The sequence below is a fragment of the Pseudonocardia sp. T1-2H genome, assembly GCF_038039215.1.
Lineage (GTDB): Bacteria > Actinomycetota > Actinomycetes > Mycobacteriales > Pseudonocardiaceae > Pseudonocardia.
Window position 1 is genome coordinate 1,939,292 of the sequence record NZ_JBBPCL010000001.1, and the last position, 14,089, is coordinate 1,953,380.

General features: G+C 72.8%; 13 protein-coding genes. 10 read left to right on the forward strand and 3 right to left on the reverse strand.

The window, feature by feature from the left end:
* Positions 1–105: 105 nt before the first annotated feature.
* The 3 genes from WBK50_RS09745 to WBK50_RS09755 all read right to left on the reverse strand — a co-directional run bounded on the left by WBK50_RS09745 (position 106) and on the right by WBK50_RS09755 (position 2,427).
* A complete protein-coding gene (locus WBK50_RS09745) occupies positions 106–741 on the reverse strand; it encodes a DUF4232 domain-containing protein (protein ID WP_341335279.1) in 636 nt (211 codons plus the stop codon).
* Positions 742–1,130: 389 nt separating this feature from the next.
* Positions 1,131–1,754, reverse strand: a complete 624-nt coding sequence (locus WBK50_RS09750) for a TetR/AcrR family transcriptional regulator (protein WP_341335280.1) — start codon at positions 1,752–1,754, stop codon at positions 1,131–1,133.
* A 61-nt stretch (positions 1,755–1,815) separates the two neighbouring features.
* Positions 1,816–2,427 (reverse strand): TetR/AcrR family transcriptional regulator, encoded by a 612-nt coding sequence (locus WBK50_RS09755; RefSeq protein ID WP_341335281.1) that lies wholly within the window; start codon positions 2,425–2,427, stop codon positions 1,816–1,818.
* Between the two features lie 188 nt (positions 2,428–2,615).
* On the opposite strand from WBK50_RS09755, the gene WBK50_RS09760 reads away from it, so the two are divergent.
* The 10 genes from WBK50_RS09760 (at position 2,616) to WBK50_RS09805 (ending at position 14,087) form a co-directional block, all read left to right on the forward strand.
* Positions 2,616–2,927 carry a DUF485 domain-containing protein gene (locus WBK50_RS09760; protein WP_341339346.1) on the forward strand — a complete coding sequence of 104 codons (312 nt, stop codon included), beginning with the start codon at positions 2,616–2,618 and terminating at the stop codon, positions 2,925–2,927.
* Positions 2,924–4,498, forward strand: coding sequence for a solute symporter family protein (locus WBK50_RS09765; RefSeq protein WP_341335282.1), 1,575 nt, complete (start codon positions 2,924–2,926; stop codon positions 4,496–4,498). Before WBK50_RS09760 ends, WBK50_RS09765 begins: the two co-directional genes overlap by 4 nt.
* Before the next feature lie 17 nt (positions 4,499–4,515).
* Positions 4,516–6,096, forward strand: coding sequence for an AMP-binding protein (locus WBK50_RS09770; RefSeq protein ID WP_341335283.1), 1,581 nt, complete (start codon positions 4,516–4,518; stop codon positions 6,094–6,096).
* Between the two features lie 82 nt (positions 6,097–6,178).
* Positions 6,179–6,925 carry an SRPBCC family protein gene (locus WBK50_RS09775; protein WP_341335284.1) on the forward strand — a complete coding sequence of 249 codons (747 nt, stop codon included), beginning with the start codon at positions 6,179–6,181 and terminating at the stop codon, positions 6,923–6,925.
* Entirely contained in the window at positions 6,922–8,331 is a 1,410-nt protein-coding gene (locus WBK50_RS09780) for an aldehyde dehydrogenase family protein (RefSeq protein WP_341335285.1), read from the forward strand. The genes WBK50_RS09775 and WBK50_RS09780 overlap by 4 nt, the downstream gene beginning before the upstream one ends.
* Positions 8,328–9,473 carry a zinc-binding dehydrogenase gene (locus WBK50_RS09785; protein WP_341335286.1) on the forward strand — a complete coding sequence of 382 codons (1,146 nt, stop codon included), beginning with the start codon at positions 8,328–8,330 and terminating at the stop codon, positions 9,471–9,473. Before WBK50_RS09780 ends, WBK50_RS09785 begins: the two co-directional genes overlap by 4 nt.
* Positions 9,470–10,264 carry an MBL fold metallo-hydrolase gene (locus WBK50_RS09790; protein ID WP_341335287.1) on the forward strand — a complete coding sequence of 265 codons (795 nt, stop codon included), beginning with the start codon at positions 9,470–9,472 and terminating at the stop codon, positions 10,262–10,264. Before WBK50_RS09785 ends, WBK50_RS09790 begins: the two co-directional genes overlap by 4 nt.
* A gap of 12 nt (positions 10,265–10,276) precedes the next feature.
* Entirely contained in the window at positions 10,277–11,041 is a 765-nt protein-coding gene (locus tag WBK50_RS09795; RefSeq protein WP_341335288.1) for an SDR family NAD(P)-dependent oxidoreductase, read from the forward strand.
* Positions 11,038–13,362, forward strand: coding sequence for a xanthine dehydrogenase family protein molybdopterin-binding subunit (locus WBK50_RS09800; RefSeq protein ID WP_341335289.1), 2,325 nt, complete (start codon positions 11,038–11,040; stop codon positions 13,360–13,362). The genes WBK50_RS09795 and WBK50_RS09800 overlap by 4 nt, the downstream gene beginning before the upstream one ends.
* Complete coding sequence (locus WBK50_RS09805) at positions 13,359–14,087, forward strand: enoyl-CoA hydratase (protein ID WP_341335290.1); 729 nt, start codon at positions 13,359–13,361, stop codon at positions 14,085–14,087. The genes WBK50_RS09800 and WBK50_RS09805 overlap by 4 nt, the downstream gene beginning before the upstream one ends.
* Positions 14,088–14,089: the final 2 nt, after the last annotated feature.

Sequence of the window (14,089 nt, forward strand, 5' to 3'; positions counted from 1 at the left end):
CGAGCCCGTCGTTGCCTAGCCCCCTGACAATCTTCCCCGTCTTCGGCGTCGTTGCGTAGCTCCCGGCCGAGGACGGACGGGCCTCAGCCGTCGGATCAGCTGGCGCTAGGCCTTCATCGTCTGGATCGACAGCTGCGGGGAGGGCGTGGTGCCTGCGCAGCCGTTGGTCTCCAGCGGGACGAAGGCCGAGGCCGTCTCCCCCGGCGGGTAGACGCGCAGGCCGCGGACGGGCGTCGGCCGGCAGGCCGCGGGGTCGAAGTTCGCGGCCTGGGGCATCTGCAGCACCGCCCCCGCGGCGGCACCCGGCCGGAGCCGGACCTGGTCCCCGCGCGGCCCGGTCATCTCGGCAGCCGCGCCGACCTGTTGGCCGTCGTCGCCGGTCACATACGAGACGCCCGGGAAGCCCCGGAGCTGGCACGTGTCCGGCCCGACGTTCAGGAAGCTGATCGTCGAGTACACCGAGCCGGCGGCCGCGTCGCGGTCGGTGAGGGTGATCCTCAGGTTGCGCGTGGCGCAGTTCGGCGGGTACAGCGCGTCGCCGGCGGAGGCCGGCGCCGAGGTGCCCGGTTGGTTCGTCGGCGCGGCGGTCGTCGTGGGCGTCGCAGCCGCCGTCGTGTTCGCCAGCGGGACCCCGCCGTTGACCTCGCTCCGGCCACCGCCGGAACAGCCGGCCGCCAGGATCCCGATGGTGGCGACCGCCACCGCGCCGAGCCGCGTCCTGTTCATGCTGGTCATGCTCATCTCTCTCCCTCCCCGACACCGGGCCCCCGCCCGGTGGGCGCCGGCCGGGACACCGCCGGCACCTGAACAGAGGACGGCCGGAAGGCCGCGTGGGTTGCGTCGGCCGACGATCGCACCGCGTTCGGGTGACCCGCATCGGCCCGCGTCGCCTTCCTCACCCTCGGCGAGAGAGGTCGCTGACAGCCTGCCACGACCCGGGTCTCCCGGAGGGTCGCCGGGCCAGGCCCGCCGCCGGTGGCGGGACGGACGGCCTGCTGGTGATCTACGGCGCCGTGATCGTCGCCGGGCTGGTCAAGAGCCGGTACGTCGTGGCCGCGGCCGGCGTGTTCATGATCCTCATCGGGCTGGTGGAGCTGACCGGCGCCACCCGGGCTCGGCCGACCCTCGACTCACACCGGCGGGATCGGCCGGACGGTCCCCTCGGGAGCCCCGGCCGCCCCCACGATCTGCAGCGCGAAGCGGCTGTACTGCGCCGCCACCTCCTCGGCGGTGGCGGGCCCGTCGTCGTGGAACCAGCGGGCGATGCTCACGCACATCTCGCGGATCGCGAACGAGGCCAGCGCGGGGGAGTCGACCGTGAACACGCCCGCCTCGACACCCTCGACGATCACGGAACGGAGCGCATGTTCGTGCGCGCGGCGTAGCTCCTGAACGGTCGTGCGGTGTGGCTCGTCGAGGCTGGCGGTGTCGCGGTTGACGACCAGGGCCTCACGTCTGTGGGTGGCGTGCCGCCGGGCGTAGACGAACGTGGCCTGCTGCAGGCGGCGGACCGGGTCGTCGAGGCCCGCGGTGGCCGCCCGGAAGTCCTCCAGCACCCCGGTCGCGGTGCGTTCGGTGATGGTGTGCAGCAGTTCCTGCTTCGACCGCATGTGGTTGTAGAGACTCGGGGTTCGCACGCCGAGGACCTCGGCGATCTCGCTCAGGGCGGTCCCGTGGTACCCCCGCTGGGCGAACAGTGTGAGTGCCGCGTCGACGACGGCCTCGGCAGTCACCGTCGTGCGGGTGCCGGACATCCGCAGATTCCCCCGTTTCGTGGCCGTCATCGCCGATGAACCGTATACAGGGCGCCGTCGATCACGCGTACCCGACGATGCGCAGCGCGAACTCGGCGTACTCGTTTGCGACCTGCTCCGCTGTGCGGTCGCCGTCCTCCCGGAACCAGCGGGCGATGCTGACGCACATCTCGAGGATGGCGAACGAGGCGAGCGCGGGGGAGTCGACGGCGAACACACCCGCTTCGGCGCCCTCCAGGATCAGCCCACGGACCGCGCGCTCGTGATCCCGGCGTCGCTCCCGCAGCCGGGTCAGGGCCGGCTCGTCGAGGCTGCTCGTGTCCCGGTTGACCAGCAGCGCCTCTCGGCGGTGCGTCGCGTGGCGCAGCGCGTAGACGTGGACGGCCCGCCGTAGGCGCTCGGCGGGCTCCGGCACGTCCCGCACCGCGTCGTCGAAGTCCGTCAGCACGTCGTCGAGGGTCCGGGCCACCAGCGTCTCGAGCAGCTGCTGCTTCGAGGTCATGTGGTTGTAGAGGCTCGGCGTGCGGATCCCGAGGGCCTCGGCGATCTCGCTGAGCGCCGTGCCGTGGTAGCCGCGGGCGGCGAAGACCGTCAGGGCCGCGTCGAGCACGGTGTCACCGGTGACCGGCGGCCGCGCCATCGGGGAGGCGGGCTCGGTCCTCGTCCTGGCCATGGGTGAAACCCTACCGTTGCCTTACGAATGAGCGTTAGCTAGTGTCCCGTCACGAATGAGCGTTAGCTAGTTTCGCTCCAGGCCGGGAGGACACTCGATGACGAGTCAGCAGCAAGACCCGACCAGGCCCGCGGGCGGGAGCCGCCGGCGGACACTCGATCGACGGAAACCCGGTCGACTGGGAGGCGATCCAGCGGTCGGAGCCGTTCCGCGAGCTCGTCGCCCGCAGAGGCCGGTTCGTCCGGGTTGCCGCCGTGGCGATCCTCGGCTGGTTCGCCGTGTTCCTCGCGGTGGTCGGCGCTGCGCCGGCGCTTGCCGGGACGGTCGTCCTGGCGGGGATGACGGTCGGGTTCCTGCTCGGGCTCAGCCAGTTCGTCCTCGCCTGGTTCCTGACCTGGCGCTACCTGCGCCTGGCGACCACGGTGTTCTCCGGGCTGGAGGAGCGGGTCGTCCGGCTCGCGACCCCGGCGACCGCCGCCCAGGACGGGGCCGGGCGGTGAACGCCACCCGCCTGATCGCGTTCGCCCTGCTCGTGGGGGTGACCATCGCCATCACCGTCTGGGCCTCGCGCCGGACGAGCTCGGCCACCGACTTCTTCGCCGCCGGCCGGGGGATCTCGGGCCCGCAGAACGGCCTGGCGATCGCGGGGGACCTGATGTCCGCCGCGACGTTCCTCGGCTTCACCGGTCTGATGTACCTGTCCGGCTTCGACGGCTGGATCATGCCCTCGGTCACGCTCGTCGCGTTCGTGCTGATCCTGCTGCTGTTCGCCGAGCGGATGCGCAACGCCGGCCGGTTCACCGTCGCGGACGTGCTGTCCTTCAGGCTCAGGGAGCGCCCGGTGCGGGCTGCCACCGCCGCCTCGACGGTGCTCGTCGCCGTGATCTACCTGGTCGCCCAGCTCGTCGGGGCCGGGGTGCTGATCCGGGCGTTGACCGGGCTGGACTTCGTACCCGCGGTGATCCTGACCGGCGCGGCGATGCTCGTCTACGTCGTGTTCGGCGGCATGCTCGCCACCACCTGGGTGCAGATCATCAAGGCGGTCCTGCTGCTGGTCGCGGGTCTCGCGCTCACCCTCGGCGTGCTGATCAAGATGGGGTTCAGCTTGTCGGTGCTGTTCACCACCGCCGCGGCGAACCACCCGGCGGGCGACGCCTATCTCGCCCCCGGCGGGTCCGGCCGTTCGTTCCTCGACACCGTCTCGGTGGCCCTGGCCTTCGCGATCGGCACCGCCGCACTGCCGCACATCCTGATCCGCTTCTTCACCGTCCCGGACGCGAAGCAGGCCCGCTCTTCGGCGGGCTGGGCCACCGCGCTGATCGGGGCGTTCTTCGTGATGACCGCGGTCATCGGGTTCGGCGCCCGGGCGATTCTGCCGCCGGAGTCCGCGACGGCGGTCGGCAAGAGCGGCAACCTGGCCGCGCCGCTGCTCGCCGAGTTCCTCGGCGGGGGAGCGGGCACGGTCGGCGGCGACCTGTTCACCGCGTTCGTCTCGGCGGTCGCGTTCGCCACGATCCTCGCCGTCGTCTCCGGGCTGGTGCTGTCGGCGTCCGGTGCGGTGGCCCACGACCTGTGGACGAACGTCGTGCGCCGCGGCCGCGAGACCGGCGGCGAGACGAACGTCGCCCGGTGGGCGGCGGCCGGGATCGGTGCCGTCGCCATCGTGATCACATTGGCCGCGGGGCCGAACTTCAACGTCGCATTCCTCGTCGGCCTCGCGCTCTCGGTCGCCGCGGGCGCGAACTTCCCGGCCCTGCTGCTGGCCCTGACCTGGCGCCGTTTCACCACCACCGGCGCGATCGCCGGCATCACGGCGGGCCTGCTGACCTCGGTCCTGTTCATCGTCCTCGGGCCGTCGGTGTGGCCCGGCGGCGTGGCGGCCGCGCCGTACCCGATCGAGTATCCGACGCTCGTCGCCATCCCCGTGGGCTTCCTCGCCTGCTGGCTCGGCTCGGTGCTGTCCCGCGCACCCGAGGACGGCGAGCGCGGTGCGACCCGGTCCTTCGACGAGCTGCAGGTCCGGTCGCAGACCGGCCTGGGCTCGGAAGAGGCCCCGATCTCCACCCATTGAGCACGAGAGGAACAACGGTGCTGCACACGGAACTCATCAGGACGGTTCCCGAGATCCTGGACGGGCACGCCCGGGTGCGAGCGGACGCCGTCGCGTTCGTCGACGACGTCCGCGCGGTCACCTACGGCGAGCTCGCCGGCACGACGGCCCGGCTGGCCGGGCACCTGCAGGACCTCGGCGTCGGGCGCGGGGACCGGGTGCTGCTCTACCTGGACAACCGGGTCGAGGTGGCCGAGTCCTATCTGGGGATCCCGCGGGCCGGGGCGATCGCGGTCTGCGCGAACCCGCAGGCCGCGACGGCCGAGGTCACGCACATCCTCGACGACAGCGGCTCGCGGGTCGTCGTCACCGACGCCGCCCACCTGGACCTGGTCCGTGCGCTCGCCGCGGACCGCCCGGACCTGCTCGCCGTCGTCGTCGTGGGCACGGGGGCAGAGGACGGCCACGCGGTCCGGGAGGTCGGCTACGCGGACCTGATGGCGATCCCGGCCTCGCCGCCGAGGGACTGCCTCGACCTCGACGACACGGCCTGGATGCTCTACACCTCGGGCACGACCGGGCGGCCCAAGGGCGTGTACCTGACCCAGCGCGGCTGCTTCTGGGTGGTCGCCGCGTGCTGGGCGCCGATCGTCGGCCTCGGTCCGGACGACGTGCTGCTCAGCGCCCTGCCGCTGTTCCACTCCTACGCGCTCGTCCTGTGCGTGCTCGGCGTCGCCGCGGTGGGTGCGAGCGAGCGGATCCTGCCCCGGTTCTCCGTGCAGGAGGTGCGGGAGCGGTTGCGGCACGGTGGTCCGGAGGGGGACGTGACCGTCTTCCCCGGGGTGCCGACGATGTTCCACTACCTGCTCGACCGCCTGGGGTCCGACGGGCTCGAGGCTCCCGCCCTGCGGATGTGCATCTCGGCGGGCGCGATCATGCCCGCAGCGGTGAACGAGGGCTTCGAGAAGGCGTTCGGGGTGCCGTTGCTCGACGGGTACGGCATCACCGAGACCTCCACGATGGTCACGATGAATTGGCCCACGGGATCCCGGGTGATGGGCTCGTGCGGGCTGCCCCTGCCGGGCCTCTCGGTGCGCCTGGTCGACCCGGTCAGCGGGCGGGACGTCCTGCCGGGCGAGGAGGGCGAGCTCTGGGTGCAGGGTCCGAACGTGACTCCCGGCTACCACGACCTGCCCGAGGCGAGTGCCGCCGTGCTCGTCGACGGCTGGTACCGCACCGGTGACCTGGCGCGCCGCGACGAGGACGGCTACCTGCGGATCAGTGGCCGCACCAAGGAACTGATCATCCGCGGTGGGGAGAACATCTACCCGGCCGAGGTGGAGGACGCGCTGCTGGCGTCCGAGCAGGTCAAGGATGCCGCGGTGGTCGGTGCTCCGCACGAGCACCTCGGCGAGGTCGCGATCGCGTTCGTCGTGCCGCGCACGCCGGACGGCCTGGACCACGAGGCCGTGCTGGCCACGGCCCGGGAGCGGCTGTCGTCGTTCAAGATGCCGGAGCGGCTGATCGAGGTCGAGCAGATCCCGCGCACGGGCTCCGGGAAGATCCTCCGCTTCCAGCTCCAGCAGACGGTGTCGGGCACTGTGACGAACGCCCGCTGACCCCCGTCGGGCCCCGCACTGGCGGGGTGCCGACGCATGGCCTACGGTGACTAAAGAACGCTAGTTAGTAGAGGAGCGGGCAATGGAGCTGATCAACACGTTCAGCGTCTCCCAGCCGGTGGACCGGGCCTGGGAGGTCATCACCGATCTCGAACGGGTCGCGCCCTGTCTGCCCGGGGCGGCCCTGCTCGGCGTCGAGGGCGAGGACTACCGCGGCGCAGTGAAGATCAAGGTCGGCCCGGTGACCGCCCAGTACGAGGGGGTCGCCCGCTTCATCGAGCGCGACGACGCGGCCCACCGCGCGGTGCTGAGGGCCGAGGGCCGCGACGTCCGGGGCCAGGGCAACGCGGCGGCGACGATCGACCTGTCGCTGACCGCCCAGGGCGCCGGCACGCAGGTCTCCATCGCCACCGATCTCGAGCTGGCCGGCCGGGTCGCCCAGTTCGGCCGAGGCGTGATCTCGGACGTCAGCGGCAAGCTGATCGGCCAGTTCGCGACCCGCCTGGAGGAGGAGATGGCGGGGTCCGGCTCGCCCGCGCCCACCCCGGGATCGGCCGCGAAGAGCCAGGCCCCGACCGTGTCGGCCGCGCCCGCCCGTCGAAGCATCGACGACGTCGAGCCGCTCGACCTCATGTCCGCGGGCGGCACAGCCGCCCTGAAGCAGGCCGTCCCGGCGGCCGCGGCGGTGCTGGGTCTGCTGTTCGGCTGGCTGCTGGGCCGCCGCCGCGGCTCCGGGGGACGAGCCCCGGTCCCGGCGCAGATCGTGCTGAACCTGATGCTGCCCGGCCACGACACGCCCGGCACCACGATCACGGAGGGAAACCGATGACCGATGTCCAGCGGGAGACCGCGCTCTACATCGACGGCCGCTGGGTACCCGGCGGCGGTGCCGACCTGGAGGTCGTGGACCCGGCGACCGAAGAGGTCACCGGGGTGATCACCCAGGCCTCCACCGACGACGTCGAGACCGCCGTCGCCGCCGCCCGCGCCGCGTTCCCGGGCTGGGCCGCCACGTCCGTCGCCGAGCGCGCTGCCGTGCTCCGCCGCGTGCGCGACGTGATCGCCGAGCGCGCCGAGGTCTTCGCCGGCCTGATCCAGCGCGAGCTGGGCGCACCGCCCAAGGTGGCCCGCGCCCTGCACGTCGACACCCCGGTCGCCGTCATCGACGCCACGATCGACGCGCTGGAGCGCTTCGCGTTCACCAGCGAGATCGGCAACTCGCTGATCCGCCACGAGCCGGTCGGCGTGGTCGCCGCGATCACGCCGTGGAACCTGCCGCTGCACCAGGTGGTCGTGAAGGTGATCCCGGCGCTGGCCGCGGGCGCCACCGTCGTGCTCAAGCCCGCCGGGCTCACCCCGCTGGCCGCGTTCGAGCTGGCCCGGGCGTTCGACTCGGCGGGGCTGCCGGCGGGCGTGTTCAACCTCGTGCCGGGCAGCGGCCGGGTCGTGGGAGACCTGCTCACCCGCCACCCGGGCGTCGACCAGGTGTCCTTCACCGGCTCCACCCCGGTCGGCCGGCAGATCGCCGGCGTCGCGGCCGAGACGCTCAAGCGCGTCACCCTGGAGCTGGGCGGCAAGTCCGCCAGCGTCGTGCTCGCGGACGCCGACGACGAGCTGTTCGCCAAGGCCGTCAAGATCACCGTGGCGAACTGCTTCCTCAACGGTGGCCAGACCTGCACGGCGCTGTCGCGGCTCATCGTCCCGGAGAGCCGGATCGCGCAGGCGGAGGAGCTGGCCGCCGCGGCCGCGGCGAAGTACGCGCCCGGCGCCCGGCTGGGCCCGCTGGTCTCCGCGGAGCAGCGCAAGGAGGTCGAGTCCTACCTCGACCCTGCGTCCGGCGGATCCGACGCGGTCACGGTGTACGGCGGGGCCGAGCTGCCCGAGCGCGGCTACTACGTCTCCCCGACGGTGATCTCCCGCGTCGACCCGGACTCCCGGCTCGCTCAGGAGGAGGTGTTCGGGCCGGTGCTCGCCATCCTCGCGGCCGGCTCCGACGACGAGGCCGTCGCGATCGCGAACAACAGCATCTACGGCCTGGGCGGTGCGGTCTGGGGTGCCGACGACGACGCGGCGCTCGCCGTGGCGGCCCGGTTGCAGACCGGTCAGGTCGACGTCAACGGCGGTGCGTTCAACCCGGGCGCCCCGTTCGGCGGTTTCAAGCAGTCCGGGACGGGACGCGAGATCGGCGCGTACGGCATCGCCGACGTCTGCGAGATCAAGGCGGTGCAGCGATGACGGCCGGTACCGAGGTGTCCACCGTGGACACGCAGGCGTATCCGCACGAGGTGCGGGCGGCCGTGCTTCGCGCGGTCGGCGAGCCGATGGCCGTCGAGACCATCCGGCTCAGGGCGGTCGGCCCCGGCGACGTCCGGGTCCGGATCGAGCAGACCGGCGTCTGCCACTCGGACCTGTCGCTCGCCCGCGGTGTGCTCGCCCAGCCGCTGCCCGCCGTGCTCGGCCACGAGGCCTGCGGCACGGTTGTCGAGGTGGGCGAGCAGGTCTCGGACGTGGCGCCCGGGCAGCGGGTGATCCTGTTGTGGATCACCGCGTGTGGGGAGTGCTTCCACTGCACCCACGACGAGCCGCACCTGTGCGCCACCGGCTCGTCGCGGGCCGGTGAGCCCTACGCGGTCACCGGCGCCGGCGAGCCCGTCTACCCGGGCCTGACGGTCGGCTCGTTCGCCGAGCAGACCGTCGTGCCGCGCGGGGCCGTCGTGCCGGTGCCCGACGACATCGAGACCGCCGACGCCGCCCTGCTCGGCTGCGCGGTCACCACCGGGGTCGGTGCGGTGACCAGCACCGCGCACGTCACCGCGGACTCGTCGGTGCTGGTCATCGGCCTCGGCGGGGTCGGCCTGTCGGTGATCCAGGGCGCCCGGCTCGCCGGCGCGTCGACGATCATCGCGGTGGACCGCAACACGGACAAGGCCGCCATGGCGACCGCCGCCGGCGCCACCCACTTCCTCCCCGCCGACGACGACACCAGGAAGGCCGTCCGCGGTCTCACCGGGAAGCGCGGCGCGGACTTCGCGTTCGACTGCGTCGGCTCGGCGCGCACGATCCGCGACATGTGGGGGATGACCCGGCGCGGCGGATCGGCCACCGTGGTCGGCATCGGCGGCAAGGACGACACGGTGTCCTTCAGCGCCCTGGAGCTGTTCCACTTCGCCCGCACCCTGCGCGGCTGTGTCGCCGGCTCGCTCGACGCCGCCGCGGACATGCCGCGCTTCTTCGACTGGGTCCGCTCCGGCGACCTCGATCTCCGGCAGCTCGTCACCGGCTCGGGTTCGCTGACCGACGTCGACGCCGCGCTCGACGAGCTCGCCGCCGGCCGAGGCATCCGCACGATCCTGCGACCGGCCGGAGGCGCCCGATGAAGATCGGCGACATCGAGATCCTGCCCGTCCTCGACGGCACGGGCCGCGAGGTGGCCACCGAGGTCCTCACCCGGCCCGGGGTGCCCGACGCGTGGTCCTGCCACGCCGAGCACCTCGACGCCGACGGCGTCCTGAGCATGCCGCTCGGCGGGTTCCTGGTCCGCACCGGGGACCGCACCGTGCTCGTCGACGCCGGGGTCGGGACGATCGACAACGGGAAGTACGCGGGCGGCGGTTTCCTGGACTCGTTGCGCGAGTACGGGATCGGGCCGGAGGACGTCACCGACGTCGTCTTCACGCACCTGCACTTCGACCACGTCGGCTGGGCCACGAAGAAGGGCCAGGTCGTGTTCCCGAACGCGACCTATCGGGTGCACGCCGCGGACTGGGCGCACTTCGTCGAGTCCGCCGACGCCGAGCCGGGCGCCGTGCGCAAGCTCAGCCCGCTGGTCCCGCAGCTGGAGACCTTCGACGCCGAGGTCACCCTCGCGCCGGGCCTGACCGCCCGTCCCGCCCCCGGGCACACCCCGGGGTCCACGGTCTACGTGGTCTCCGACGGCGACGAGCGCGCGCTGCTGCTCGGCGACGTCGTGCACTCCGTGGTCGAGCTGGCCGAGCGGGACTGGGAGGCGGTGTTCGACGTCGACCCGGTCGCGGCGAGTGCCGTGCGCAACGCGCTGGCCGACGAGGTCGCGGACTCGGCCGACCTCGTGGTCGGCGCCCACTTCCCCGGCCTGCGTTTCGGCCGCGTCGTCACCGCGTCCGGCAACCGCACCTTCCGAGCCGTCTGAGAGGCACGAACAATGGATCTTCAGCTGTCGGGCAAGAACGTTCTGGTGACCGGGTCGGGCCAAGGCCTCGGCCAGGCGCTGGGGCTGGGCTTCGCCCGTGAGGGCGCGAACGTCGCGTTCCACTACAACTCCTCCGCCGAGGGGGCCCAGAAGGCGGCCGCCGAGGCCTCCGAGCTGGGCGTCAAGGCGATCGCGGTGGGTGGCGACCTGCGGGACGCGGCCGCCGTCGCGTCCATCGTGGAGCGCACCGAGACCGAGCTCGGGCCGATCGACGTCCTGGTCAACAACTCCGCGGTCACCAAGAAGCAGCGCTTCCTGGAGTCCACGCCCGAGGACTGGGCGCCGCAGGTCGACGTCACCGTCACCGGCACCCTGCAGATCACCCACGCCGTCGCGAAGCTGATGGCCGAGCGCAAGTCCGGCTCGATCGTCAACCTGATGGGCGACTCGGGCCGGGTCGGCGAGTCCGGCCTGCTGGTCACCGCCACCGCGCGCTCGACGACGGTGGGCCTGACCCGCTCGCTGGCCAAGGAGCTCGCCCGGTTCGGCATCCGCGCCAACGCCGTGTCCCTCGCCCTGGTGCGCACGGACAACTTCGACGCGCACGCCGGGACGCCCGAGGCGGAGCAGATGAAGAAGATCCTCGCCCAGTACCCGCTGCGCCGGGTCGGGCACCCGGACGACATCACCCCGATGGTGCTGCTGCTGGCCTCCCCGCTGTCGGCCTGGACCACCGGTCAGGTGGTCTCGGTCAACGGCGGGTACGCGATGCCATGAGCGGCGACGCGAACGGCACCGGCAGCCTCGGCCGCAGCGTGCGGCGCAAGGAGGACCGCCGCCTCGTCACCGGGCACGGGCGCTACGTGACCGACCTGGAGCTGCCGCGGATGCGGCACGTCGCGTTCCTGCGCAGCCCCTACGGGCACGCGCGGATCACCGGCGTGAACGTCGCCGCGGCCCGCGAGGCCGGGTACCGGGTCTTCACCGGCGCGGACTTCGCCGACGTGGTGCTGCGCGCGCAGTCCGCGCTGCCGTCCTACGTCGAGACCGACCAGCCGGTGCTGGCGCACGGGAAGGTCCGCTTCGCGGGGGAGACGGTCGCGGCCGTCGTCGCTGCGGACCGCTACCGCGCGGAGGACGGCCTGGAGCTCGTCGAGGTCGACTACGAGCCGCTGCCGCCGACGGTCTGCGCGTGGGAGGCCCCGCGCGAGCCCGTCCACGCGGAGGCGCCGGACAACGTGCTGCTGGAGCGCACGTTCGACGCCGGCTCGGTGGAGGACGCGTTCGCGACCGCCGCGCTCGTCGTCGAGCGGGAGCTGATCACCAACCGGCACGCGGGCAACCCGATGGAGTGCCGCGCCGGGGTCGCCCTGTGGGACGCCTCGGACCGGAAGCTGACGTTCTGGAACGGCACGCAGGTACCCCACATCGTCCGGAACATGATCGCCGAGCTGATGGACCTGCCCGAGGGCAACGTCCGCGTGATCGCCCCGGACGTGGGCGGCGGGTTCGGTGTCAAGGCCGTGCTCTACCCGGAGGACGTCGCGCTGTGCCTGATGGCGCGGGCGATGCCGGGCGTCCCACTCAAGTGGGTGGAGGACCGGGCGGAGCACCTGCTGGCGGCCACCCACGCGCGCGACCACCGGTACCTGATGAAGGCCGGGTTCGCCGAGGACGGCACGCTGCTCGCCGTCGAGGCGGACGTGAGCTGCAACGTCGGGGCCTACTCGGTCTACCCCTGGACGGCGGGCATCGAGCCGCTGATGGCGGGCGGGCTGCTGTCCGGGCCCTACCGGCTCGACAACTACCGCTGCACGGTCCGGGGCGTCGCCACCAACACGGCGCCGTCCGGCCCGTACCGCGGGGTCGCCCGCCCGGCCAGCGTCTTCGCGATGGAGACGGTCCTCGACGACGCCGCCGCGCGGCTGGGCATCTCGGGCGTGGCCATCCGCCGGAAGAACCTGATCCGCCCCGAGGACATCCCCTACAAGATGCCGTCGCGGCTGGTCGACGACTCCGGCCACTACGACGAGTGCCTGACCAAGGCCCTCGACGCACTCGGCTACGACGAGTTCCGCGCCGAGCAGGAGCGCCGCCTGGGCACCGACGAACCGCCCATCGGCATCGGGTTCGCCTGCTACAACGAGCTCACCGGGCTCGGCCGCGCGGCGAGCGCCGGGCCGCGGATGCCGTTCCGCACCGGCCACGACGCGTGCACCGTGCGGATGAACCCGGACGGGCGGGTCACCGTGTTCTCCGGCGTCACGTCCCAGGGCCAGGGCCTGGAGACGACGATCGCGCAGATCGTCGCGGACGGGATCGGTGTCGCCTACGACGACGTCGACGTCCGCATCGGCGACACCGACGAGTCGCTCTGGGGTTTCGGGGCGTTCTCCTCGCGCCAGGCCGTGATCGGCGGCGGTGCCGCGCACCGCACCGCGGAGGCGGTGAAGGAGAAGGTGCTGCTGCTCGCGGCGGGGCTGCTCGAGGCGAACGTCGCCGACCTGCGCATCGAGGCCGGCCAGATCTCCGTCGTCGGCGAGCTCAAGCCCCGCATCTCCGTGGCCGAGGTGGCCCGGGTCGCCTACCTGCAGTCCAACCGGCTGCCGGAGGGCATCGAGCCGGGCCTGGAGGCCACGAAGTTCTACGACCCGATCCGCGGTGCGTTCGCCGCCGGGGCACAGGTCGCCGCGATCGAGGTCGACCGGGTCACCGGCGAGCTGCGGATCCTGAAGTACGTCTGCGTCGAGGACGCCGGACGGGCGATGCACCCGCAGATCGTCGACGGGCAGATCGCCGGGTCGATCGCGCAGGGTCTCGGCGGCGCGATGTACGAGCACCTCGTCTACGACGAGGCAGGGAACCTCTCCACGGGGACCCTGCTCGACTACCTGATGCCCACCAGCGCCGAGGTGCCCGACATGGTCATCGGGCATGTCTCGCAGCCCGCGAACAACCCGCTCGGGGTCCGCGGGGTGGGGGAGGGCGGCACGCTCGGCCCCAACGCCGTGCTGGCCGGCGCGCTGTCCGACGCGCTCGGCATCCGGATCGACACCCTGCCGATCACCCCGGCGAGCGTCTGGAAGGAGCTGCAGTGATCGAGACCAGTGCGCACGGCCGCGTCACGGTGATCACCCTCGACCGGCCGGAGAAGCGCAACGCGCTGAACGTGGCGCTGTGCCACCGGCTCCGTGAGGCCGTCACCGGCGCGGTCGACGGCGGGACCCGGGCGATCGTGCTCACCGGCGCCGGCACCAGCTTCTGCTCCGGCGCCGACCTCGGCGAGGTCTACACCGCGGACTTCCGCGACGCCCTCTACGCGATGCTGCACGCCGTCACCGACGCGCCGGTCCCGGTGGTCGCGGCCGTCAACGGGCCGGCGATCGGCGCGGGCACCCAGCTCGCGATCGCCGCGGATCTGCGGGTCGCCGCACCCGGAGCCGTCTTCGGCGTGCCCACCGCGAAGATCGGCCTGGCGGTGGACCCGTGGACGATCCGACGGCTGGCGTTGCTCGCCGGCAACGGCGTCGCCCGTGCGGTCCTGCTCGCCTGCGACCAGCTCGACGCCGACGCGGCGCGGAGCTGCGGGCTCGTCGAGCGCACCGGTTCGCTCGACGACGCGATCGAGTGGGCGGGCGGGATGTCGGCGCTCGCGCCGCTTACCGTCGCCTACTCCAAGCAGGTGCTCAACGAGGTGTTCGAGCCCGAGCTCGACGAGAAGGCGCTCGACACGGCGTTCGAGGCCTGCTGGGCCAGCGACGACTTCGCCGAGGGCCGCCGCGCCCGCACCGAGAAGCGCCCACCCGTGTTCGAGGGGAGATGACC